The 22,721-nt window shown below is 74.2% G+C and carries 21 protein-coding genes; 8 read left to right on the top strand and 13 right to left on the bottom strand.

Going from position 1 to position 22,721, the window contains the following annotated elements; all coding sequences use genetic code 11:
• Positions 1–93 precede the first annotated feature (93 nt).
• Entirely contained in the window at positions 94–909 is an 816-nt protein-coding gene (locus ACFVS0_RS14495; protein WP_430551866.1) for an ABC transporter ATP-binding protein, read from the bottom strand.
• 227 nt (positions 910–1,136) lie between these two features.
• Here ACFVS0_RS14495 and ACFVS0_RS14490 point away from each other — a divergent pair, with 227 nt between their 5' ends.
• On the top strand, positions 1,137–3,089 hold the full coding sequence (locus ACFVS0_RS14490; protein WP_430588342.1) for a beta-N-acetylglucosaminidase domain-containing protein: 1,953 nt from the start codon (positions 1,137–1,139) through the stop codon (positions 3,087–3,089).
• 69 nt (positions 3,090–3,158) lie between these two features.
• On the opposite strand, the gene ACFVS0_RS14485 is transcribed toward ACFVS0_RS14490, so the two are convergent.
• Both ACFVS0_RS14485 and ACFVS0_RS14480 read right to left on the bottom strand, forming a co-directional pair.
• On the bottom strand, positions 3,159–4,010 hold the full coding sequence (locus ACFVS0_RS14485; RefSeq protein WP_430563013.1) for a TrmH family RNA methyltransferase: 852 nt from the start codon (positions 4,008–4,010) through the stop codon (positions 3,159–3,161).
• 57 nt (positions 4,011–4,067) lie between these two features.
• The gene (locus tag ACFVS0_RS14480) at positions 4,068–5,087 is read right to left on the bottom strand and encodes an AraC family transcriptional regulator (RefSeq protein WP_430588341.1); all 1,020 of its coding nucleotides are present in this window, start codon (positions 5,085–5,087) and stop codon (positions 4,068–4,070) included.
• A gap of 136 nt (positions 5,088–5,223) precedes the next feature.
• Between ACFVS0_RS14480 and ACFVS0_RS14475 the strand changes: the two genes are divergently transcribed.
• Both ACFVS0_RS14475 and ACFVS0_RS14470 read left to right on the top strand, forming a co-directional pair.
• Entirely contained in the window at positions 5,224–5,913 is a 690-nt protein-coding gene (locus ACFVS0_RS14475; RefSeq protein ID WP_430588340.1) for an NAD(P)-dependent oxidoreductase, read from the top strand.
• Between the two features lie 67 nt (positions 5,914–5,980).
• A complete protein-coding gene (locus tag ACFVS0_RS14470) occupies positions 5,981–6,544 on the top strand; it encodes a GNAT family N-acetyltransferase (RefSeq protein WP_430588339.1) in 564 nt (187 codons plus the stop codon).
• A gap of 36 nt (positions 6,545–6,580) precedes the next feature.
• Here ACFVS0_RS14470 and ACFVS0_RS14465 read toward each other — a convergent pair whose 3' ends face one another.
• The 6 genes from ACFVS0_RS14465 to ACFVS0_RS14440 all read right to left on the bottom strand — a co-directional run bounded on the left by ACFVS0_RS14465 (position 6,581) and on the right by ACFVS0_RS14440 (position 13,951).
• Entirely contained in the window at positions 6,581–8,602 is a 2,022-nt protein-coding gene (locus ACFVS0_RS14465; protein WP_430563009.1) for an ABC transporter ATP-binding protein, read from the bottom strand.
• On the bottom strand, positions 8,599–10,350 hold the full coding sequence (locus ACFVS0_RS14460) for an ABC transporter ATP-binding protein (protein ID WP_430588338.1): 1,752 nt from the start codon (positions 10,348–10,350) through the stop codon (positions 8,599–8,601). The genes ACFVS0_RS14465 and ACFVS0_RS14460 overlap by 4 nt, the downstream gene beginning before the upstream one ends.
• On the bottom strand, positions 10,350–11,114 hold the full coding sequence (locus tag ACFVS0_RS14455; protein WP_430563008.1) for a TetR/AcrR family transcriptional regulator: 765 nt from the start codon (positions 11,112–11,114) through the stop codon (positions 10,350–10,352). The genes ACFVS0_RS14460 and ACFVS0_RS14455 overlap by 1 nt, the downstream gene beginning before the upstream one ends.
• Before the next feature lie 139 nt (positions 11,115–11,253).
• Positions 11,254–12,441: an SPFH domain-containing protein gene (locus tag ACFVS0_RS14450; RefSeq protein WP_430551767.1), complete on the bottom strand. Its 1,188-nt coding sequence runs from the start codon at positions 12,439–12,441 to the stop codon at positions 11,254–11,256.
• A gap of 108 nt (positions 12,442–12,549) precedes the next feature.
• A complete protein-coding gene (locus ACFVS0_RS14445; RefSeq protein WP_430551766.1) occupies positions 12,550–13,029 on the bottom strand; it encodes an NfeD family protein in 480 nt (159 codons plus the stop codon).
• A gap of 124 nt (positions 13,030–13,153) precedes the next feature.
• Positions 13,154–13,951, bottom strand: coding sequence for an ABC transporter ATP-binding protein (locus ACFVS0_RS14440; protein ID WP_430551765.1), 798 nt, complete (start codon positions 13,949–13,951; stop codon positions 13,154–13,156).
• Between the two features lie 86 nt (positions 13,952–14,037).
• On the opposite strand from ACFVS0_RS14440, the gene ACFVS0_RS14435 reads away from it, so the two are divergent.
• Positions 14,038–14,811, top strand: a complete 774-nt coding sequence (locus ACFVS0_RS14435; RefSeq protein WP_430588337.1) for a hypothetical protein — start codon at positions 14,038–14,040, stop codon at positions 14,809–14,811.
• Positions 14,812–14,842: 31 nt separating this feature from the next.
• Here ACFVS0_RS14435 and glgA read toward each other — a convergent pair whose 3' ends face one another.
• The gene (glgA, locus tag ACFVS0_RS14430) at positions 14,843–16,147 is read right to left on the bottom strand and encodes a glycogen synthase (protein WP_430563007.1); all 1,305 of its coding nucleotides are present in this window, start codon (positions 16,145–16,147) and stop codon (positions 14,843–14,845) included.
• Between the two features lie 65 nt (positions 16,148–16,212).
• Between glgA and glgC the strand changes: the two genes are divergently transcribed.
• From glgC to ACFVS0_RS14410, 4 genes are all read left to right on the top strand, one after another.
• Complete coding sequence (glgC, locus tag ACFVS0_RS14425; RefSeq protein ID WP_430551762.1) at positions 16,213–17,457, top strand: glucose-1-phosphate adenylyltransferase; 1,245 nt, start codon at positions 16,213–16,215, stop codon at positions 17,455–17,457.
• A complete protein-coding gene (gene serB, locus ACFVS0_RS14420) occupies positions 17,450–18,187 on the top strand; it encodes a phosphoserine phosphatase SerB (RefSeq protein ID WP_430588336.1) in 738 nt (245 codons plus the stop codon). The genes glgC and serB overlap by 8 nt, the downstream gene beginning before the upstream one ends.
• A 76-nt stretch (positions 18,188–18,263) precedes the next feature.
• Complete coding sequence (locus ACFVS0_RS14415) at positions 18,264–19,688, top strand: purine-cytosine permease family protein (protein WP_430588335.1); 1,425 nt, start codon at positions 18,264–18,266, stop codon at positions 19,686–19,688.
• Positions 19,685–20,251, top strand: a complete 567-nt coding sequence (locus tag ACFVS0_RS14410; RefSeq protein ID WP_430551759.1) for a cysteine hydrolase family protein — start codon at positions 19,685–19,687, stop codon at positions 20,249–20,251. Before ACFVS0_RS14415 ends, ACFVS0_RS14410 begins: the two co-directional genes overlap by 4 nt.
• Positions 20,252–20,266: 15 nt before the next feature.
• On the opposite strand, the gene ACFVS0_RS14405 is transcribed toward ACFVS0_RS14410, so the two are convergent.
• The 3 genes from ACFVS0_RS14405 to fabG are packed head-to-tail and all read right to left on the bottom strand — an operon-like array spanning position 20,267 to position 22,476.
• Positions 20,267–20,815: a SixA phosphatase family protein gene (locus tag ACFVS0_RS14405; RefSeq protein ID WP_430551758.1), complete on the bottom strand. Its 549-nt coding sequence runs from the start codon at positions 20,813–20,815 to the stop codon at positions 20,267–20,269.
• A gap of 49 nt (positions 20,816–20,864) precedes the next feature.
• Positions 20,865–21,629 carry an enoyl-ACP reductase FabI gene (gene fabI, locus ACFVS0_RS14400; protein ID WP_429728911.1) on the bottom strand — a complete coding sequence of 255 codons (765 nt, stop codon included), beginning with the start codon at positions 21,627–21,629 and terminating at the stop codon, positions 20,865–20,867.
• A 55-nt stretch (positions 21,630–21,684) separates the two neighbouring features.
• Complete coding sequence (gene fabG / locus ACFVS0_RS14395) at positions 21,685–22,476, bottom strand: 3-oxoacyl-ACP reductase FabG (RefSeq protein ID WP_430563005.1); 792 nt, start codon at positions 22,474–22,476, stop codon at positions 21,685–21,687.
• Positions 22,477–22,721: the final 245 nt, after the last annotated feature.

Genomic DNA, 22,721 nt, shown 5'->3' with positions numbered 1-22,721 from the left:
TCCTTCGAGTCGGTGCGCCGCGGGAGCGGGCGCGACGGTGCCGGGCGGGGGCGCCGGCGAGTGGTGGTGGTCCGGTGGTCCGGTCGCGCGAGGTCAGACGCCGCGCGCGTCGTGCCGGCCGACGGCCTCGCAGCGGGTGCGGCCGGTGTCCGGGTGCGTGGTGACCTCGACGCGGATGCCGTACACCTCGGTGAGCAGCTCGCTGGTGAGCACCCTGGCGGCGGGGCCGGACGCCCGCACCTCGCCGCGGTGCAGCACGACGACGTGGTCCGCGACGGCGGCGGCCTGGTTGAGGTCGTGCAGCACCACGCCGACGGCGACGCCGTGCTCGGTGGCGAGGTCGCGCACCAGGTCGAGCAGCTCCACCTGGTAGCGCAGGTCGAGGTAGGTCGTGGGCTCGTCGAGGAGCAGCACGCCGGTGTCCTGCGCGAGGCAGGTCGCGAGCCACACCCGCTGCAGCTCGCCGCCGGAGAGCTCGTCGACGCCCCGCTCCGCCATCTCGGCGACGCCGGTGACGTCCATGGCGTGCGCGATCGCGCGCGGCCCGTCCGCGTCCGCGGAACGGAAGCGCCCACGGTACGGGTGCCGGCCGTACGCGACGACGTCGCGCACGGTCACGCCGCTCGGCGTCGGATGGCTCTGCGACAGCAGCGTGACGCGGCGGGCGAAGTCCTTGGGGTGCAGGGCGAGCGCGTCGGTGGCGCCCTCCCCGTCAGCGGCGTCGCCGTCGGCGAGCGTGACGGAGCCCGCGTCCGGGCGGTGCAGGCGCGCGAGCGAGCGCAGCAGCGTCGACTTGCCGGAGCCGTTGGGCCCGAGCAGCGCGGTCACCGCGCCGGGCCGCAGCTCGATCTCCGCGCCGTCGACGACGGTGCGGCGGTCGTACGACAGCCGCAGGCCGCGCCCGGCCATCGCGACGGCGGGACGGGACTCGACCGCGGGGGGCGCCGAGGGCGCCAGGGTCTGACTCACGTAGGTGAGGCTAACCTTCACCTCCGGGTTTCGTCATCCCCCCGTTGCGTAATTCAGTGTGGCGCGGGTCACCGGCGGACCCCTCGGCGACGACCCCGTCCTCCTGTTGACAGGAGCATCGACCTTCGTCAGGGTGGTCGAACTGGTCTAGACCAATGGAGGTTTCCATGACCACCGTCAGACGACGACTCGCCGCCGGCACGCTCACGGCCACGATGCTCCTCGCCGCCGGCGTGACGACGACCGCGTCCGCGTCGCCCGCCACCCGGGACGACCTTCCCACCGTCAGCCCCGCCCCGCAGGAGATCTGGCGTTCCGACGACGACCTCCGCCTCCCCCGGTCCGTGGACGTCGTGGTCGACGCCGACACCGATGACGCGGCACGCGACGCGCTCACCGGCGCGCTGCGGGAGCACGGGGTGCGCGCCGTCGTCCGCGACGCGGACGACCGCCGCCCGGCCCGCGGGGAGGTCCGGCTCCTCCTCGGTGACGCGTCGCGCACCGACGTCCGGGCCGCCCTGGGCCGCGTCACGGTGCCCGACCACGACGAGGCGTACGCGGTGCAGGTCGACGGGCACCGGGGCCGCGGCACCGTCGTGCTCGCCGGGGCGGACGCGACCGGCCAGTTCTACGCCGTCCAGACCCTCGAGCAGCTCCTGGTCGACGGCCGCCGGGGCACGACGCTCGCCGGCGCCACGGTCCGCGACTTCCCCGCCATGCCGCTGCGCGGCACCATCGAGGGCTTCTACGGCGAGCCGTGGACGCACGCCGAGCGGCTGGACCAGCTCGCCTTCTACGGCGACGTGAAGGCCAACACCTACGTCTACGCCCCGAAGGACGACCCGTACCACCGCGAGAAGTGGCGCGAGGACTACCCGGCCGACAAGCTCGCGGAGCTCGCCGAGCTGGTCGAGGCCGCGACGGCGAACCACGTGCGCTTCACGTTCGCGCTCTCCCCCGGCAACAGCGTCTGCTACTCCGGCGACGAGGACATGGCGGCGCTGGAGCGGAAGTTCCAGGCGCTGTACGACGTCGGCGTCCGGGCGTTCAGCGTCCCGCTCGACGACATCGACTACTCGCGCTGGGCCTGCGACTCCGACCAGGTGGCCTACGGCGACCCGTCGCCGGGGAACGCCGGGAAGGCCCAGGCGGACTTCCTCACCCGCGTGCAGCAGGGCTGGATCGAGACGCACGACGGCGCCCGGCCGCTGCAGATGGTGCCGACGGAGTACTACAACACCACGGAGTCGCCCTACAAGGCCGCGCTGCGGGAGATGGACGAGGACGTCGTCGTCATGTGGACGGGCAACGACGTGGTGCCGCAGTCGATCTCGGTGGACCAGGCGGTCGAGGCGGACACCGTCTTCGGCGGCCCGACCTTCCTGTGGGACAACTACCCGGTCAACGACTACGGGCAGACCAGCGGACGGCTCCTCCTCGCGCCGTACGACAAGCGCGAGCCGGGTCTGTCGGACCACCTGGCCGGGATCGTCTCCAACCCGATGAACCAGGCCGCGGCGAGCAAGGTCGCCGTCTTCGGCATCGCGGACTTCGCGTGGAACGACCGCGGGTACGACCGCGACCGGAGCTGGGTCGAGGCGATGCGCTACCTGGCCCACGACGACCGCGACGCGGTGGAGGCGCTCCTGGCGTTCGGGGACCTCAACCACCTGGCGCCGAGCTTCGGCGACCCGTGGCAGCCGCAGGCGCCCGCCCTCGCGGCGGAGATCGGCGACTTCTGGGAGCGCTGGGAGGCCGGCCACCAGGCGGCGGCGATCGCCCGCCTGCGGGACGACGCCCGGACGGTCGCGGGCATCCCCGAGACGCTCCGGCGGTCCGGTGTGGACCCCGCCTTCGTGTCGGACGCCGCGCCCTGGCTGGAGGCGACCGACCTGTGGGGCGACGCGTTCCTCGCCACGCTCGACGCCGCCCGGGCCGACCTGCGCGGTGACACGGCGCGACGCGACGAGCTCCTCGCCCGGGCCGACGCCTCCGCCGAGGCGGCCGCCCAGGTGATCGTCGACCCCCCGGACAACCGCTGGGGCGCCGCCCCGGTGAAGCTGGGCGACGGCGTGCTCGACGTCTTCCTCGACGACCTGGCGGCCGAGCTGAAGGGCTGATCGGGTCGCCCGCAGGGGGCGGACGACGGGGGTCGGTGCGACGCGCCGGCCCCCTCGTCCGCGCCGGGATCAGGCCCGGGTCGCCCAGAACGCCACGGCCGACGCGGCCGCGACGTTGAGCGAGTCCACTCCCCCGGCCATCGGGATCCGCACGACGACGTCCGCCGCCGCGACCGCCCCTCGCGAGAGCCCGTCACCCTCGGTGCCGAGCACCATCGCGAGCCGCTCGGGCGGGTCGGCCACCAGGTCGTCGAGGGACACGGAGTCGTCGGCGAGGGCCAGCGCCGCGACGGTGAAGCCGTCGTCCTGCAGCGCGTGCAGGCCGCCCGGCCACGACTCCAGCCGCGTCCACGGCACCTGGAACACCGTGCCCATCGAGACCCGGACCGACCGGCGGTAGAGCGGGTCGGCGCAGCGCGGCGAGACGAGCACCGCGTCCACCCCGAGCGCCGCCGCGGAGCGGAAGATCGCCCCGACGTTCGTGTGGTCGACGATGTCCTCCAGCACGGCGACGCGGCGCGCGCCCGCGCCGGCGCGCGCCCCGGCGAGCAGGTCGTGCACGGAGGGCAGCACCGGCCGGTGCATGGCCGCGAGCGCCCCGCGGTGCAGGTGGAAGCCGGTGATCCGCTGCACGACGTCGTCCGGGCCGACGTACACGGGGACGTCGGGATGGGCGGCGAGCACGTCTGCCAGGGAGTCGAGCCACTTCTCGCCCATGAGGAACGACCGGGGACGGTGGCCCGCCTCGAGGGCCCGCCGGATCACGGACGACGACTCGGCCATGTACAGCCCCTCGGCGGGCTCGCGCACGGAGCGGAGCTTCACGTCCTTGAGGTCGGTGTAGTCGTGCAGGCGCGGGTCGGCGGGGTCGGTGATGCGGGTGGTGCGGGCGTCGTCGACGCCGGGCTCGGGGGTGCTCACCGGGGCATTCTCCCCCGCGCGCAGCCGCGCCCCCCACCGGTCCGGTCCCTCCGCCCCTCAGCGCGCGAGCACCTCGGCAAGGGTGCGCGCCGGGCCGGAGGAGCGCCACGCGCCCGGCGTCGCGCCGTGCCGCCGCACGAAGGCGCGGTGGAACCCCGGCACCGAGTCGTAGCCGACCTGCCGGGCCACGCGCTCGACGCTCGCGTCCGGGTCGCGCAGCAGCCGCGCGGCCGCGTCCATCCGGCACCCGGCCACGTAGGCCATCGGCGGCTCGCCCACGGTGCGGGCGAACCGGTCGGCGAACGCGGACCGGGACAGGCGCGCGACGGCGGCGAGCGACTCCAGCGTCCATGGCCGCTGGGGTTCCGCGTGCACGGCGCGCAGCACGGGCCCGAGCGCCGGGTCGCGGAGCGCGGCGACCCACCCCGACGCCGGCTCCTCCGCCTCGAGCCAGCGGCGCACCACGTGCACCAGCAGCACGTCGGCGAGCCGGGCCGTGACGACGTCCGTGCCCGGCCGCGGGTGGCGCACCTCGTGGTCGATCGCCGCGACGACGGCGCGCACCCAGTCGCCGTCCGACCCGTCGTCGCCCGCGCCCGGCCCGCTCGCGGCGTCCGGCGCCCGCAGCACCGCCGGCAGGCTCGCCAGCAGGCGGCCGACCCCCGGGTCGGTGAACCCCACCGCCCCGCACACCAGGGCCGCCGGGCGCCCGCCCCCGTCGATCCGGAGCTGCTCGTACCGGTCGGCGACCACCGTGCGGTCGACGTCCCAGAGCCCGGTGGCCGGGTCGTCGGCGGTGCCGGTGATCGCGTGCCCGGCACCGTGCGGCACCAGCACGAGGTCTCCCGGGCCCAGGTCGTGCCGCCCGCCCTCCACGTCGACGACGGCGCGGCCGTCGAGCAGCAGGTGGAACATCAGGACGCCCGGCAGCGCCGGCATCGCGATGCCCCAGGGCTCGGAGAACCGGCCGGTGGAGCAGAAGACGGCGTCCATCTCGAGGGTCCCGAGCACGTCGGCCCAGGGGTCGACCTGCGGCTTTCCGGCACCGGGGACGGGGAGCAGGGCGGCGTCGCTCATCCCGCCATCGTCCGCCCGTCCCGGACGAACGGTCAAGACTCCTGGATGACACCTCATGGTTCGTCCGGTGATCGGGCGGAAGTCTGGAGCCAGACGCCGGGACCGCACGGGGCCCGGCACGACGAGGAGGACTCTCATGGACGTCTTGGTGGTCGGAGCGACGCGGGGCAGCGGCCTCGCCGTCACCCGCGAGCTGGTGGCCGCGGGGCACCGCGTGACCGCGTTCGGCCGGACGGCGAGCACCGCGTTCGCGGCACCGGTCTCAGGTCTGGACGCGCAGCGGGGCTCCCTGCGACCCGTCGACGGCGACGCCCTCGACCCGGAGGCGGTCGCCAAGGCCGTCGCCGGGCAGGACGCCGTCGTCGTCACGCTCGGCATCTCGGACAACCCGCTCACCGTGCAGTGGCTGCGCCGGTCGAGCACCCCGCCCGACGTGCGCTCGCGCGGCACCGCGACCGTGGTCGCGGCGATGCGCGAGACCGGCGTGCGCCGGCTGGTCGTGCAGAGCACGTACGGCCTCGGCGACTCGTGGGCGCACCTCGACCTCACGTGGAAGCTGGTGTTCCGGTTCGTGATCGGCCGCCAGTTCACCGACTCGGGCCGGCAGGAGGAGGTGGTGCGCGGAAGCGGCCTCGACTGGACCCTCGTGCGGCCCGTCTCGCTCACCGACGCCCCCGACGACGGCACGGCCGTCGGCCCCGCCCACGTCACGACCGACGACACCCGGCGCGGGCTCAAGGTGTCGCGCACGCAGCTCGCGCGCGTGCACGCCGGCGCCCTCGCCGACGCGGGGACCATCGGCGCCACGCTCAGCGTCTCCGCGTGACGCCCGCACCATCCCGCGGGGCCCCGACCGGCGCGAGCCTGTCGGGGCCCCGTGCCACGATCGCGGGGTGACCTCCGACGCGACCTCCGCCGTGACCTCCGGCACCGCCCCGGCCCGCACTCCCGCCGTCGTGCTCCGCGACCGCACGGCGGCCGACCTGCCCGCCCTCGTCGACGTCCTCGCCGCCCAGCAGCCGGCGTCGGGCTACCCGCACCGGTGGCCGCTGCCCTTCCCGACCGAGGAGTTCCTGGTGCGGCCGGACGAGGAGCGCGCGTGGGTCGCCGAGCTCGACGGCGCGGTCGTCGGGCACGTGAGCGTGACCTCCGTGCCCGACGACCGGTTCGGCGCCATCTGGTCCGCCGGCGCCGGCCGCCCCGTCGAGGAGCTGGGCTGCGTGTCGGTCCTCTTCGTCGGCCCGGGCGCGCAGGGCCGCGGGGTCGGCGGCGCGCTGCTCGACGTCGCCGTCGCGCACCTGCACGCGCAGGGGCGCACGCCGGTGCTCGACGTCGACGACCGCGACGGCGTCGCGCACGCCGTCTACCTGCACCGCGGGTGGCGCGTGGTCGGCGAGGCCCGGTTCGACTGGCAGCGCGAGGGGGCGCCGCCCGCCCGGATGCTCGTCCTCCCCTGATCCCGGCCCGCGGGGAGGATCGGGCGAGCGGCGGGGTCAGACGCCGGCGGGACCGGCGACCGCGTCCTCCTCGTCCACCGCGGGGGCGCTGAACTGCGACTCGTACAGCCGCGCGTAGGCACCGCCCGCCGCGAGCAGCGTGTCGTGGTCGCCCTGCTCCACGATCTGCCCGTGCTCCATCACGACGATGGTGTCGGCGTCACGGATGGTCGACAGACGGTGCGCGATGACGAACGACGTGCGGTTCGCCCGCAGCGCGTTCATCGCCTGCTGCACCAGCACCTCGGTACGGGTGTCGACCGAGCTCGTCGCCTCGTCGAGCACGAGGATCTCCGGGTCGGCGAGGAACGCGCGGGCGATGGTCAGCAGCTGCTTCTCGCCCGCCGAGAGCGAGGTCGCCTCGTCGTCGAGCAGCGTCGCGTACCCGTCGGGCAGCGTGCGCACGAACGGGTCCACGTGCGTGGCCTCGGTGGCCGCGAGGAACTCCGCCTCGCCCACCTGGTCGCCGTCGCGCACCCCGTAGCGCAGGTTCTCCTCGATGGTGCCCTTGAACAGCCACGTGTCCTGCAGCACCATGCCGATCCGCGAGCGCAGGTCGTCCCGCGTCAGGTCGCGCGTGTCCACGCCGTCCAGCGTGATGCGGCCCTCGTTCACCTCGTAGAACCGCATGAGCAGGTTGACGAGCGTCGTCTTGCCGGCGCCCGTGGGGCCGACGATCGCGATCGTCTGGCCGGGCTCCGCCACGAGGTCGAGGTGCTCGATGAGCGGCGTCTCGGGGTCGTAGGAGAACGAGACGTCCTCGAACGCCACGCGGCCGCGGACGTCGCCGAGCCGGCGGGGGTCCGCCGGGTCCGGGTCCTGCTCCGGGGCGTCGAGCAGCTCGAACACCCGCTCGGCCGACGCGACGCCGGACTGCAGCAGGTTCATCATCGACGCGATCTGCGTGAGCGGCTGCGTGAACTGCCGCGAGTACTGGATGAACGCCTGCACGTCGCCCAGGGACAGCTGCCCCGAGGCCACGCGCAGGCCGCCGATCACGGCCACGATCACGTAGTTGAGGTTCGCGAGGAAGCCCATCGACGGCTGCATCGTGCCGGAGATGAACTGCGACTTCCGCGACGCGTCGTAGAGCGCCTCGTTCTCGGTCCCGAACTTCTCCGCCGCCGCCTCCTGGCGCCCGTAGACCTTCACCAGCGAGTGGCCGGTGAACATCTCCTCGACGTGCGCGTTGAGGCGCCCGGTGGCCGCCCACTGCGCCACGAACTGCGGCTGCGACCGCTTGGCGATCTGCATGGTCAGGACCACCGACAGCGGCACGGTCACCAGCGCCACGAGCGCCAGCACCCACGAGATCCAGAACATCATCCCGAGCACGCCGATCACCGTGAGCACGGAGGTCACGAGCTGCGCGAGCGTCTGGGTCGTCGTCTGCGCGACGTTGTCGATGTCGTTGGTGACGCGCGAGAGGATCTCGCCCTTGGCCTGCTTGTCCACGTAGCTCAGCGGGATGCGGTGCAGCTTGGCCTCGACGTCGTCGCGCAGCCGGCGCATCGTGTTCTGCACGGCGATCGTCATGATCCGCGCCTGCAGCCACCCGAAGAGGAACGCGCCCAGGTAGATGGCGAGCACCCACAGGAGGATCTCGCCGAGGCGGGTGAAGTCCACGCCCCGGCCCACGACCACGTCCGGCAGCGAGGAGATCAGCCCGGCCTGGGCGCTGTCCCCGGAGGCGCGCAGCATGGCGGCGGCCTCGTCGCCGGTCGTGCCCGCGGGGACCCCGGCCAGGGCGAGCGCCTTGCCGACGAACCCCGCGAAGATGACGTTGGTCGCGTCGCCGAGGATCTTCGGGCCCGCCACGGTGAGCGCCACCGAGACGATGCCGCACAGGGTCAGCAGGACGACGCGCGCCCGCTCGGGACGCATCACGCGGGCGAACCGCACGAGCGACCCGCGGAAGTCCATGGCCTTGGCGCCCGGGGCCCCGCCCATGCCACCCATGGGGCCGCCGCCGCGCGGGCCGCCGGCGGGACGGGCAGGGGCCTTGCGTTCGGTGCTCATGCCGCCTCCTCGAGGGACATCTGGGAGGAGACGATCTCCTGGTAGGTCTCGTTGTCGGCCAGCAGCCCGGCGTGCGTGCCGCGCCCGACGATGCGGCCGTGGTCGAGCACGAGGATCTGGTCGGCGTCGCGGATCGTCGCCACGCGCTGCGCGACGACGAGGACGGTCGCGTCCTGCGTGCGCGGCCGCAGCGCCGCGCGCAGCCGCGCGTCCGTGCTGTAGTCGAGCGCCGAGAACGAGTCGTCGAACAGGTACACGCGCGGGTGCCGGACGACGGCGCGCGCGATCGCGAGCCGCTGCCGCTGACCGCCGGAGAACGTGGTGCCGCCCTGCGCCACCGGCGCCTCGAGCCCCTCGGGGAGCGCCTCGACGAAGTCGCGCGCCTGCGCGATCTCCAGCGCGGCCCACATCTCCTCCTCGGTGGCGTCGGCCTTGCCGTAGCGGAGGTTGTCCGCGACCGTGCCGCTGAACAGGAACGCCTTCTGCGGCACCAGGCCGAGCTGCGACCCGAGGTCACCCGTCGCCAGGTCGCGCACGTCGACGCCGTCCAGGAGCACGCGGCCCTCGGTGACGTCGAAGAGCCGCGGCACCAGGTTGAGCAGCGTCGTCTTGCCCGCGCCGGTCGAGCCGATGATCGCCGTCACCCGGCCGGGCGACGCGGTGAACGCCAGGTCGTGCAGCACCGGCTCGTCGGCGCCCGGGTAGCGGAACCCGACCCCCTCGAAGCGCACCTCGCCGCGCGGCCCTTCGCCGTCGGCCAGGGAGGAGAGGCTCACCGGCGCCGCCGGCTCCGTCACCGACGTCTCGGTCTCGAGCACCTCGCTGATGCGGCCCGCGGCGACCGAGGCGCGCGGCACCATCATCACCATCATCGTCGACATCATCACGGCCATGAGGATGTACATGATGTAGCTGAGGAACGCCATGAGCGCCCCCACCTCCATCTGGCCGTTGTCGATGCGCTGCGCGCCGAACCAGAGCACGGCGACGCTGGAGGCGTTCATGATGAGCATGACCATGGGGAACGCCAGCGCCATCAGCTTGCCGGCGTTCAGCGACGTGTCGTACAGCGCCTCGTTGGTGGCGCCGAAGCGCTCCAGCTCGCGGTTCTCCCGGACGAACGCGCGCACCACCCGCAGGCCGGTGATCTGCTCGCGCAGCACGCCGTTGATCGCGTCGATCCGCTTCTGCATCGCCTTGAAGTACGGCACCATCCGCCACATCAGCAGGCCCATCGCGATACCGAGGACGGGCACGACGACCAGCAGCAGCGCGGACAGCTCGACGTCCTCCTGCAGCGCCATGATGACGCCGCCGACCAGCATGATCGGCGCCATCACCATGATGGTGAACGTCATGAGCACGACCATCATCACCTGCTGCACGTCGTTGGTCGTGCGGGTGATGAGGGACGGGGCGCCGAACTGCCCGAGCTCGCGGGCGGAGAAGCCCTGCACGGAGTCGAACAGGTCGCGGCGCACGTCGCGGCCCAGCGCCGTCGCGGCCCGGGCGCCCAGGAACACCGCGCCGACCGCGCACAGGACCTGGACGAGGCTCACGAGGAGCATCCAGCCGCCCACGCGCATGATGTAGGCCGTGTCACCGGTCGTCACACCGTTGTCGACGATGTCCGCGTTGAGGGACGGCAGGTACAGGGAGGCGAGCGTCGCGAGCAGCTGGAGCACCAGCAGCAGGCCGACGGCGCCGGCGTACGGGCGCAGGTAGGTCCGCGCCAGGGAGACGAGCATCAGGGCTCCTGGGGGTGGGGGGTCCGGGGCGTCGCCGCCCCTGGGGGGTTCTCGGACGGAGCGTTCGAGGCAGTGTTCGTCGTCGTGGTGGCCGCGGGCACGTGTTTTTCCCCTCGATCCTCCGCGATGCCGTGCACGAGCGCATCGGCGACGACCCGGGGCGAGGGCGCGGGCAGCAGGTGGTCGACCCGCGCGTGCGTGCCGGCGATGCTGGCCTCGACGAGGGCCACCGCGACCTCGATCGGCACCCGGAGCCGGTGCTCGTCGGGCTGCAGTACCCCGATCAGCCCGGCGACGGTGGCCTCGCGCTGCTGCTCGCGCTGCTGCGCCAGCTGCGCGCGGAAGTCCTGCACGTGCCCGGGCTCGACCTGGTCGCGCGCACCGGTGCGGTGGTGCAGCGCGCGCAGCACGCCCATCCAGCGCATGACGTCGGTCATCCGGCGGCGGCCGAGCTCGATGACGCGCTCGAGCCGCTCCTCGAGGGGCGCCTCCCGGTCGATCGCCGCGAGCTCGGCGCGCGTCTCGACCGGCCCGGAGGCCCGGTGCAGGCCCTCGACCGCCACCGCGCCGATCAGGGTGAGCTTGTCGCCGAACGCCCGGAACAGGGTGCCCTCGGCGATGCCCGCGGCGTCGGCGAGCTCGCGGCTGGTGACGTCGAGGCCGAACTCTCCGACGAGCGGGAGCACGGCGTCGATGATCGCCGAGCGGCGGTCGTCCGGCGCCATGGGCGCGGCGCGACCGGTCGGCGTGGGCGTGGGACTCATGCGCGCCACACTAAATGAGTGAGCACTCACTCCGCAACGTCACGCGCGGACCTCCCCCCTCCCGGACGGCCGGACGGGCACGACGAGAGGGCCGCCACCCCACGGGGTGACGGCCCTCTCGATCGCAACCCTGCGCGACCTACTGCTGCGGCTCCTCCGGCTCGCCGCCGAGCGAGCGCGGCTGCGCCCCGGGAGCCGGCGGCGCCGTCGGGCCGTCGGACGGCCGCTGGCCGCGCTCGGCCGACGGGTCGAACGGCGCGCCCGAGCGCGTGCCCGCGCTCGTCGCGTCGGCCGTGGCGGCCTCCGCCTGGCGCCGCGCCTCCGCGAGCGCCTCGCCCGGGTCCTCGAGGGCCTGCGCGGGGAGCGACGACGGTCGCGGCCGCGCCTCGGCCCCGCCCTCGTCGCCCGACGGCGGGGTCGGGATCCCCGGCGTGCCCGGCACGCCACCGAAGCCCTGGGCGATGGACCCGAGGGCGGCGGTGAACTCGGTCGGCACGACCCACAGCTTCGAGGCGGTGCCGTTCGCGATCTGGGGCAGCATCTGCAGGTACTGGTAGGCCAGCAGCTTGGGGTCGGCGTCACCCTGGTGGATCGCGTCGAAGACCTGCAGGATGGCGCGGGCCTCACCCTCGGCCGTGAGGATAGCCGACTGGGCGTTGCCCTCCGCGCGCAGGATCTGCGACTGCTTCTCGCCCTCGGCCGTCAGGATCTGGGACTGCTTGACGCCCTCGGCCGTGAGGATCGTGGCGCGGCGGTCGCGCTCGGCGCGCATCTGCTGCTCCATCGCACCCTGCACCGAGGCGGGCGGCTCGATCGACTTCAGCTCGACGCGGTTCACCCGCACGCCCCAGCGGCCGGTGGCCTCGTCGAGGACCCCGCGCAGCTGGCCGTTGATCTGGTCGCGGCTGGTGAGCGTCTGCTCCAGGTCCATGGACCCGACGACGTTGCGCAGCGTGGTGACCGTGAGCTGCTCGATACCGGTGATGTAGTTCGCGATCTCGTAGACCGCCGACTTCGGCTCCGTCACCTGGAAGTAGATGACCGTGTCGATGCTCACCACGAGGTTGTCGCTCGTGATCACCGGCTGCGGCGGGAAGGACACGACCTGCTCGCGCAGGTCCACGCCGGCGCGGATGCGGTCGACGAACGGCACCAGCAGGTGCAGCCCCGGCTCGAACGTCTTGTTGTAGCGGCCCAGGCGCTCGACGATCAGCGCCGTCGCCTGCGGCACGATGCGCACGGCCTTGACCAGCGCGACGATCAGGACGATCGCCAGGATGATGAGCACCACGTAGAGCACGATGGTGCCTGGTTCGGTATCGGACACGTCGGTCCCTTCCGTCGACCTGGTCGACATCAGACGGTGCCGCCGGAGCACCCGGCGGGTCGTACGGGTCCCTGCTCGGTGCGGTCAGGACCACCCGAGCCACAACCGTCAGGCGGTGTGCTCGGGCTGCTCGTGCGTCGTCGCGACCGGCTCGACCACGGCGGTGGCGCCCTCGATGCGCAGCACGCGCACCTCCGCTCCGACCGGGACGCGCCCGGTGGAGTTCGGGATGCCGTCGTCCTCGAGCCGGGCGCTCCAGACCTCGCCCTGCAGCTTGACGCGGCCGCCGGTCTCCGTGACCTCGGCCAGCACGACGGCCGACCGGCCGATCTGTGCCGCGGCGTTGGTCTCCACGAGAGGCGTGCGCTGGCGCAGGTGGCGCAGCAGCCACGGGCGGAGCGTGAAGAGCAGCAGCGCCGACACGATGCACGCCACGACGATCTGGAGCCAGAGCTCGCCGCCGGCCGCGGCCGTCACCGCACCGCCGAGCGCGCCCCCCGCGAGCATGATCAGCACGAGGTCCAACGAGAGCATCTCGATCGCGGCGAGCAGCAGCGCGCCTCCGACCCACCACAGCCAGGAGTCCACGGTTCTCTCCCCTCGTCGTCCCTCGCGGGAGCGTGCGGTGCCGGGAGACCCTCAGAAGAGCGACGCCCCCGCCACCATGTTTTGCACAGACTTTACCAAGCCTGAGCCGACGCGGGAAGCCGTTTCAGCGACCGGCGGGTCGCGCCGCGCGGGCCAGCCAGCGGCCTCCGCCGTGGGCGACCATCAGCGGGGTGCCGAACGCCTGCGAGAGGTTGTCCGCGGTGAGCACCTCGTGGATCGGCCCCGCGGCCTGGATGCCGCCGCGCTTCATGAGCATGAGGTGCGTGAACCCCGGCGGGATCTCCTCGACGTGGTGCGTCACGAGCACCAGGACCGGCGACGCCGGGTCGGCCGCGAGCTCGGCGAGCGCCCCGACGAGCTCCTCGCGGCCGGCGAGGTCCAGGCCCGCCGCGGGCTCGTCGAGCAGCAGGATCTCCGGGTCGGTCATGAGGGCGCGGGCGATCTGCACGCGCTTGCGCTCGCCCTCCGACAGCGTGCCGTAGAAGCGGTCCGCCAGGTCGGCGACGTCGAACGCCGCCAGCAGGTCCTTGGCGCGCTGCTCGTCGAACTCCTCGTACGTCTCCTGCCAGCGGCCGGTCACTCCGTACGCCGCCGTGAGCACGACGTCGCGCACGGTCTCGCTGCCCGGGATCCGGTCGGCGAGGGCCGCGGAGGCGAAGCCGATACGCGGGCGCAGCTCGAAGACGTCGACGCGGCCCAGCCGCTCGCCCAGGAGCTCGGCGGTGCCGGCCGTGGGGTGCGAGCGCGCGGCGAGGATCTGCAGCATGGTCGTCTTGCCGGCGCCGTTGGGGCCGAGGACGACCCAGCGCTCGCCCTCGTTCACCTGCCAGTCCACGGCGTCGAGGATGGTGGTGGTACCGCGTCGTACGGTGACGCCCTGCAGGTCGAGAACCGCGCTCATGAGGCCCGACCCTACCCGAGCCGTGCGCCGGGACGGCCCGCGTCCCGGCCTGCGACGACGGTGCCGGGACGTCTACCCTGAGGCCCGTGGAGACCGACCCGACCGCGCTGCCCCGCAGCGTCGTGCTCGCGCTCTGGCTCGCCACCGCCGGCGCCGCGCCCGGCGTGGTGGTGCGCAACGTGCAGGGCGACGACGAGCCGCACGGCGTCGTCGGGCTGCCCGGCCGCGCCGACGAGGACGACGCCGACCTGCGCGACCTCGTCACCGCGTGGCTCGCCGGGCCCCGCGAGGTCTGCGCCCTGCTGCCCGCGCCCGGCGACCTGGGCGGCGCACCCGCCGCGGTGAGCGCCGAGGCCACGGACGCCGGGGAGTGCGTGATGATCACCACCCCGGCCGGGTCGTGGGCCGCGGTCCCCGCGGTCACGGCGTTCGGCAGCGCGCTCGAGCCCGGGCACCTCGTGGCGTGGCAGGTGCGGCCCGTGCCCGCCTGGTCGACCCACGTCGCCGGGACCCTCGGCTCGCTCGCCGACGCCGAACGGGAGCTGCGCACCAGCCTCGTCACCGCGACGGACGCGCTCGACTCCCTCGACGTCGCCCGGTGGCGCGACGACGCCGCGGACGCCATCGAGCGGCTGCGCGGCGGCAGCACCGACGCCTGGCCCGTGCCCGCGCTGGACGGCCGGCGGGCCCGCGTGCTGCAGCTCGCGTCCCGGCTGCTCGCGATCGTCGACCTCGCGACCATCGACGACGGCGGCGCGGTGAACCTCTGGCAGTCGGACCAGCGGTCCACCGCCCTGCGCGAGGTGGAGCGCACCGCGCGGCACGCGCTCAGCGCCGCGACGTACGCCTCGGTCCGCTGACGGCCCCGACGGCCAGTCGCCCGGCGTCCGGTCAGCCCGCGAGGACCGACCGGTAGACGTCGAGGGTGCGCTCGGCCACCGCCTCCCAGGAGAACAGCTCCTCGGCCCGGCGCCGGCCGGCCTCCCCCAGCCCCGCGGCCCGCGCCGGGTCGGCGAGCACCCGCTCGAGGGCGGCCGCCAGGTCCCCCACGAACCGCTCCGGGTCCAGCGGCGTGCCCGTGCCGTCGTCGGCCTGCTCGATCGGCACCAGCGCGCCCGTGACGCCGTCGTCGACCACCTCGGGGATGCCGCCGGTCGCGGTGCCGACGACGGGCAGGCCCACCGCCATCGCCTCGAGGTTGACGATCCCGAGCGGCTCGTACACCGAGGGGCAGACGAAGACGGTGCTCGCCGCGAGCACGGCGACGAGGTCCGGGCGCGGCAGCATCTGCTCGATCCAGACCACCCCGGCCTCCGCGCCGGTGCCGCCGGGCCCGGCGACGCCCGTGCCGCCCCGCGCCCGGCGCAGCTCGGCCACGAGCCCGCGCACCTCGGCCATGAGCTCCTCGGTGTCGGGGGCGCCCGCGCACAGCACGACCTGCACCTCGCGCGGCAGCCGTGCCGCGGCGCGCAGCAGGTACGGCAGGCCCTTCTGGCGCGTGATCCGCCCGACGAACACCACGGCCGGGCGCTCGGGGTCGATGCCGAGGTCGCGGACGACGCGCTCCGCCGCGGGGTCGCCCGCCGGCGGACGCCGCCAGCCGGCGAGGTCGATCCCGTTGTGCACGACGTGCACCCGGTCCGGGTCCAGCTCCGGGTAGACCCGCAGGATGTCGGAGCGCATCCCGGCGGACACGGCGACCACGCCCGCGGCGCCCAGGTAGGCTGTGCGCTCCGCCCACGAGGACAGGGCGTACCCGCCGCCGAGCTGTTCCGCCTTCCAGGGCCGCAGCGGCTCGAGCGAGTGCGCCGTCACGACGTGCGGCACGCCGTGCAGCAGGCCGCCGACGTGCCCGGCGAGGTTCGCGTACCAGGTGTGCGAGTGCAGGACGTCGGCCCCCCCGACGTCCTGCGCCATCGCCAGGTCCACGCCGAACGTGCCGAGTGCCGGGTTCGCGGAGGCGAGCTCGGCCGGCACGCCGTACCCGGTGACGTCCGCCCCGGCGTCGTCGCCGGTGCGCGGCCCGTCGAAGCAGCGCACCCGCACGTCGACGTGGCGGCGCAGCACCGCCGACAGCTCGGCGACGTGCACCCCGGCGCCGCCGTAGACGTGCGGCGGGTACTCGCGGGTCAGCAGGTCGACCCGGAACGGGCGGCTCGCTGGGCTGCTGGACGGGCTGCTCGTCGACGTGCTCACGCGGCCAACCTAGCGGGGTCGGCGGGTCGCGGGCGCGGCGGCCCACGACGCCCTAGGGTCGGGGCATGGCGTCGACCCAGCCCCGCGTGCTCGCGATCGTCCTCGCCGGGGGCGAGGGCAAGCGCCTCATGCCGCTCACCGCGCACCGTGCCAAGCCTGCGGTCCCCTTCGGGGGCATCTACCGGCTCGTCGACTTCGCGCTGTCCAACATCATCAACTCGCACTACCTGCACGTCATCGTGCTGACCCAGTACAAGTCGCACTCGTTGGACCGGCACATCTCCAAGACGTGGCGGATGTCGTCGCTGCTCGGCAACTACGTGTCGTCCGTGCCCGCGCAGCAGCGGGTCGGCAAGCACTGGTACCTCGGCTCGGCGGACGCCATCTACCAGTGCCTCAACATCATCGACGACGAGCGGCCCGACATCGTCGTGGTCGTGGGCGCCGACCACGTGTACCGGATGGACTTCTCCCAGATGGTCGAGGCGCACGTCTCGTCGGGCGCCCGCGCCACGGTCGCGGCGATCCGGCAGCCGATCGCGATGGCCGACCAGTTCGGCGTCATCGAGGTGGACCGCGAGGACCCGACCCGGATCAGCGAGTTCCTCGAGAAGCCCGAGAGCCCGGTGGGGCTGCCCGACTCCCCCACCGAGGTGCTCGCCTCGATGGGCAACTACGTGTTCGACGCGGACGCGCTCGTCGAGGCCGTCACGAAGGACTCGGCCGACCCGGACTCCCGGCACGACATGGGCGGCGACATCATCCCCGCGTTCGTCGCCGAGGGCACCGCCGGCGTGTACGACTTCATCCGCAACGAGATCCCCGGCTCCACCGACCGCGACCGCGACTACTGGCGCGACGTCGGCACCATCGACGCCTACTTCGAGGCCAACACCGACCTCATCGCCGTGCAGCCGGTCTTCAACCTGTACAACCAGGACTGGCCCCTGCTCACCGGCTACACGGGCCTGCCGCCGGCGAAGTTCGTGCACGCCGGGCCGGGGCGCCTGGGCCACGCCGCCGACTCGATCGTCTCGCCTGGTGTCCTCATCTCCGGCGCGACCGTCGCAGGGTCCATCCTGTCCCCGGGCGCGCACCTGCACTCCTGGGCCACCGTCACGGACGCCGTCGTGATGGACAACGTCCAGGTGGAGCGGCACGCCCAGGTCCACCGCGCCATCCTCGACAAGAACGTGGTGGTGAGCGAACGGGCCCGGGTCGGCGTCGACCACGACGAGGACCGGGCCCGCGGGTTCACCGTCTCAGAGTCGGGGATCACCGTCGTCCCGAAGGGCACCGTCGTTGCTTGATCCCGCTCGTACCGCCCCCGCCCCTCGCAGCACCGAGAACGGCGGCGCCGGGGCCCCCCGCCGTCGGCTCGTCGTCACCGACGTCGACTCCACGTTCATCACCGCCGAGGTGATCGAGCTGCTCGCCGACCACGCCGGCACCCGCGCCCAGGTCGCCGAGGTGACCGAGCGCGCGATGCGTGGCGAGCTCGACTTCGCCGGCTCGCTGCGCGAGCGGGTCGCCACGCTGCGCGGCGTCCCCGTCGAGGCGCTCACCGCGGTGCGCGAGGCCGTCGTCCTGACCCCCGGCGCCGCCGACCTCGTGAGCGAGGTGCACCGGCGCGGCTGGGAGTTCGGCCTCGTCTCGGGCGGCTTCGCCGAGATCCTCGGCCCGATCGCCGACGCGCTCGGCATCGGCCGCTGGCGCGCCAACCGCCTCGAGGTGGCCGACGGCGTGCTCACCGGCCGCACCGTCGGGCCGGTCGTCGACCGTGCCGACAAGGCCGCCACGCTGCGCCGGTGGGCCGCCGAGTGCGGGCTCGAGATGGTCGACACCGTCGCCGTCGGGGACGGCGCCAACGACCTCGACATGATCGACGCCGCGGGCATCGGCATCGCCTTCGCCGCGAAGCCGCTGGTGCGCGCGCAGGCGCCGTTCAGCGTGGACGGACCCCGGCTCGACGACGTGCTCGGCGTCATCGACGCGGTGGACGCCGCCGCGGGCCGCGGGCCCGGCACCGCACAGCCCTGAACCGGCAGCCCTGAACCGGCAGCCCTGAGCCGGCAGCCGTAGCGCGAACCGCCTGGCAGGGGCCAGGATCGGTGCCATGGCGACGACGGTCGAGACCAACGCGCTCAACACCATCGACGAGTCCGAACGGCACGGGAGACCCCGGGACCTGTTCTGGCCGTGGTTCGCGGCCAACGTGTCCGTGCTGGGCCTCGGCTACGGCGCGTACCTGCTGGCCTTCGGCGTGTCCTTCTGGCAGGCCGTGGTCGTGGGTGCGGTCGGCATCGTGGCGTCGTTCCTGGCCTGCGGGTTCATCTCGCTCGCAGGACGGCGCGGCTCGGCGCCCACGATGGTGCTGAGCCGGGCGGCGTTCGGCGTGGACGGCAACCGGCTGCCGTCGCTGCTGTCCTGGATCCTCACCGTGGGCTGGGAGACGGTGCTCGTCGCCCTCGCGACGCTCGCCACCGCCACCGTGCTCGGCACCCTCGGGTGGGGCGGCGGCACCGTGACGCAGGTCGTGACGCTCGCCGTCGTGGCGCTGGTCGTGGTGGCCGCCGGGATCTTCGGGTTCCAGCTCGTCATGCGGCTGCAGCAGGTGATCACCGTGCTGACGGCGGTGCTCACCGTGGTGTACGTGGTGCTCGTCGCGGGCCACGTCGACTGGGCGACGGTCGCCGCGATCCCGCCGGGGAAGGCGCCCCAGGTGATCGGCGGGCTCGTCTTCATGATGACCGGGTTCGGCCTCGGCTGGGTGAACATGGCCGCCGACTACTCGCGCTACCTGCCGCGCACCGCGTCCGGGCGGGGCGTCGTCGGCTGGACGACGTTCGGCGCGTCCCTGCCGCCCGTCCTGCTCCTGGTCGCCGGGCTCCTGCTGGCCGGGTCGGACCCCGCCCTCGCCGACGCGATCGGCACCGACCCGATCGGCGCGCTGGCCGTGCTGCTGCCGGAGTGGTTCCTGATCCCCTTCATGGTCGTGGCGCTGGCCGGGCTGATCGGCGGCGCGGCCCTCGACATCTACTCCTCCGGCCTCGCGCTGCTGTCGCTGGGGCTGCCGGCGCCGCGCTGGGTGGCCGCCGCGATCGACGGCGTCCTCATGGTGCTCGGCGCGATCTACGTCGTCTTCGTCGCCGACGACTTCTTCGGCCCGTTCCAGGGCTTCCTCATCACGCTCGGCGTGCCGATCGCCGCCTGGTGCGGCGTCCTGCTCGCCGACATCGCGCTGCGGCGGCGGGACTACGCGGACGACGAGCTGGGCGACCGCCGCGGGCGGTACGGCAGCGTGCGCTGGTCCGCCGTGCTGCTCGTCGTGGCCGGCACCGCGATCGGCTGGGGGCTCGTCACCAACACCTACGCGGGCTGGTTGTCGTGGCAGGGCTACCTGCTGGGGCCGCTGGGCCTCGGCGGGCGGGACGGGGAGTGGGCGGGCGCCAACCTCGGCGTGCTGGTCGCCCTCGCGCTCGGGCTGCTCGGCACGTTCGTGCTCTCGGCGCGGGCCGTGCGCCGGCAGGAGGCGGAATGAGCGCCCCGACCCCCGGCGACGGCGGCGCCGCCCTCGTCGTCGTCGACATGCAGGTGGTCTTCGGCCGACCGGGCAGCCCGTGGGCCTCCCCCGGCTTCGACGCCGCCGCCGACGCCCTGCGTCGCCTGCTGCCCGCGTTCGCCGGGCGCACCGTGTGGACGCGCTACGTGGCGCCCCGCGCACCGCAGGGGGCCTGGCGGGAGTACTTCGCGCAGTGGCCGTTCGCCCTCGTGCCGCCCGACGACGCCCTGTACGGATTCGCGGACGGCCTGGACCCCGCGGGGGCGCCCGTCGTCACGGCGACGACGTTCGGCAAGTGGGGGCCCGAGCTCGACGCGGCAGCGGGGCACGCCTCCGAGCTGGTGGTGGCCGGCGTCTCCACCGACTGCTGCGTGCTGTCGACGGTGCTGCCCGCGGCCGACGCCGGTCGGCGGGTGCGCGTGGTGGCCGACGCCTGCGCCGGGGCGAGCGCCGCCGATCACGAGCGGGCGCTCGACGCGATGCGGCTCTACGCGCCGCTCGTGGAGGTCACGACCGTCGACGAGGTGCTGGGCGCGGTCTGACGCCCCGGCGGACGCTCAGGACGGGCGGCCGACGTGCACCAGGCGGGCGCCGTCGCGGCCCCACTCGGCCCACGGCTCGGCCGACTCCAGCACCGCGTAGGTGGCGGTCGGGACGCCCACGCGCACCTGCGCGACGGCCGCGGCGTCCGAGCCGTCGCCCGCGAGGTAGGCCGCCGTCGCCGCCATGGTCGGCTCGTGCCCGACGACGAGCACCGTGCGCGCCGACGCCTCGACCTCCCGCAGGAGGCCGAGGACGTCGCGCACGCTCGCCTCGTAGAGCTCGTCGCGCACCTCGAGCGAGGCGTCGGCGGCGCCGTCGAGGTGCGAGGAGGCCAGGTCCCAGGTCTGCCGGGTGCGCAGCGCGGAGGACACCAGCGCGACCTGCGGGCGCAGTCCCGCGGCGGTCAGCGCCATGCCGACACGGCTCGCCTGCTTGCGCCCGTTCAGCGCCAGCGGGCGGCGGTCGTCGGGGATCACGCCCTTGCCGGGCTCCGCCTTGGCATGGCGCAACAGCACGAGGCGCCAGGTCGGCGCCTCGCCCTCGGCCTGCGTTACCGCTCTCATGGGCTCCGTCTCACAGGTCGTTCCGGGGGCCGCTCCGGGCCCCGACCCGTCACTGACCCATCGCGTGCACACCGCCGTCGACGTGGACGATCTCCCCCGTCGTGGCGGGGAACCAGTCCGAGAGAAGTGCCACGACGGCGCGCGCAGCCGGCTCCGCCGTCGTCTGGTCCCACCCCAGCGGGGCCCGCTGCGGCCAGGCGTCCTCCATGGTCGCGAACCCCGGGATGGACTTCGCGGCCGTGGTGCGGATGGGCCCGGCGGAGACGAGGTTACACCGGATGCCGTGCGGCCCGAGGTCACGGGCCAGGTAGCGGTTGGCGGACTCCAGACCGGCCTTCGCGACGCCCATCCAGTCGTACACCGGCCAGGCGAACGTCGCGTCGAACGTGAGGCCGACGTAGGCGCCGCCGGACATCAGCGGGCGGGCCGCCTCGATGAGCGACTTGTACGAGAACGTGGAGACCTGGAGGGCCGTCGCGACGTCGCCCCACTCGGCACCCAGGAAGTTGCCGCCCATGACGGACTGCGGCGCGAAGCCGATCGAGTGCACGACGCCGTCGAGGCCGTCCACGTGCTCCTTGACGCGCTCGGGGAGCGCCGCGAGGTCCTCGTCGCTGGTGACGTCCAGCTCCACCACGGGCGCCGTGACCGGCAGCCGCTTCGCGAACGCCTGCGTGAGCTTCATCTGGCGGCCGAACGAGGTGAGCACCACCTCGGCGCCCTCCTCCTGGGCGAGGCGGGCGGCGTGGAACGCGATGGAGCTGTCCGTGAGGACGCCGGTGACGAGGAGCTTCTTGCCGTCGAGCAGAGCCATGATGACCTTCCGGTTGTGCGGGGGTGAGGAAGCGAGGGGTGCGGGGCGGGGCCGGTCAGTGACCCATGCCGAGGCCGCCGTCGACCGGGACGACGGCGCCGGAGACGTACGCCGCGGCGTCGGACGCGAGGAACTCGACGACGCCGGCGACCTCGTCGGTCGAGGCGAAGCGGCCCGCGGGGATGGACGCCTTGTACTGCTTCTGGGTGGCCTCGGGCAGGGCCGCCGTCATGTCGGTCTCGACGAAGCCCGGCGCCACGACGTTCGCGGTGATGCCGCGGCCGCCGAGCTCCCGGGTGATCGACCGGGCCATGCCGACGAGGGCAGCCTTGGACGACGAGTAGTTGACCTGCCCTGGCCCGCCGTAGAGGCCCACGACCGAGCCGACGAGCACGATGCGGCCCTTGCGCGCCCGGATCATGCCCTTGGACGCGCGGCGCACGCAGCGGAACGTGCCGGTCAGGTTGACGTCGAGCACCGTCTCGAACTCCTCGTCGCTCATGCGCATGAGGAGCTGGTCGCGGGTCACGCCGGCGTTGGCGACGAGCACCACGACGGGGCCGAGGTCGGACTCGATGCTCGAGAACGCGGCGTCCACGGCCGCGCTGTCGGTGACGTCGGCGACGTAGCCGTGCACCCCGGCCGGCAGGTCACCGCCGCGGTAGAGCGTGGCGACCGTGTCGCCCGCGGCGACGAAGCGCTCGGCGATGGTGCGGCCGATGCCGCGCGCCGCGCCGGTCACGACGACGACCCGGCCGGTGGGTGCGGCGGGCTGGGGGGCGGGGGCGTCGGTCACGGTTCTCCTCGGCGGTCGGGGGCGGTGCGTCGGCACCGGTGTCGGCGTCATGCTGCTCGGCATGCCGGTCGACAGGATGCTCGACGTCGTCGGGACGGTGCTGCGGGCGGTCGGGCACGGCCGACGCCCTGGTGACGCTACCCCGACCGGGCGGCCCCGCAGGGTCGCGGCGCGTCACACGTCCTCGCGGCGCTTTGTCGGATCCCTACAAGGCGAGGTGCTGTCCCGTCGGGTCCCTGGGCCTGCGCGTGCCGCCTTAGACTGGCCGGGTGAGCAACGCCCGCGCGACCTCCCCC

The sequence above is a fragment of the Isoptericola sp. NPDC058082 genome (assembly GCF_042885055.1).
Lineage (GTDB): Bacteria > Actinomycetota > Actinomycetes > Actinomycetales > Cellulomonadaceae > Isoptericola.
Note: the sequence above shows the minus strand (reverse complement) of the source record. Positions and strands in the feature narration are given on the sequence as shown.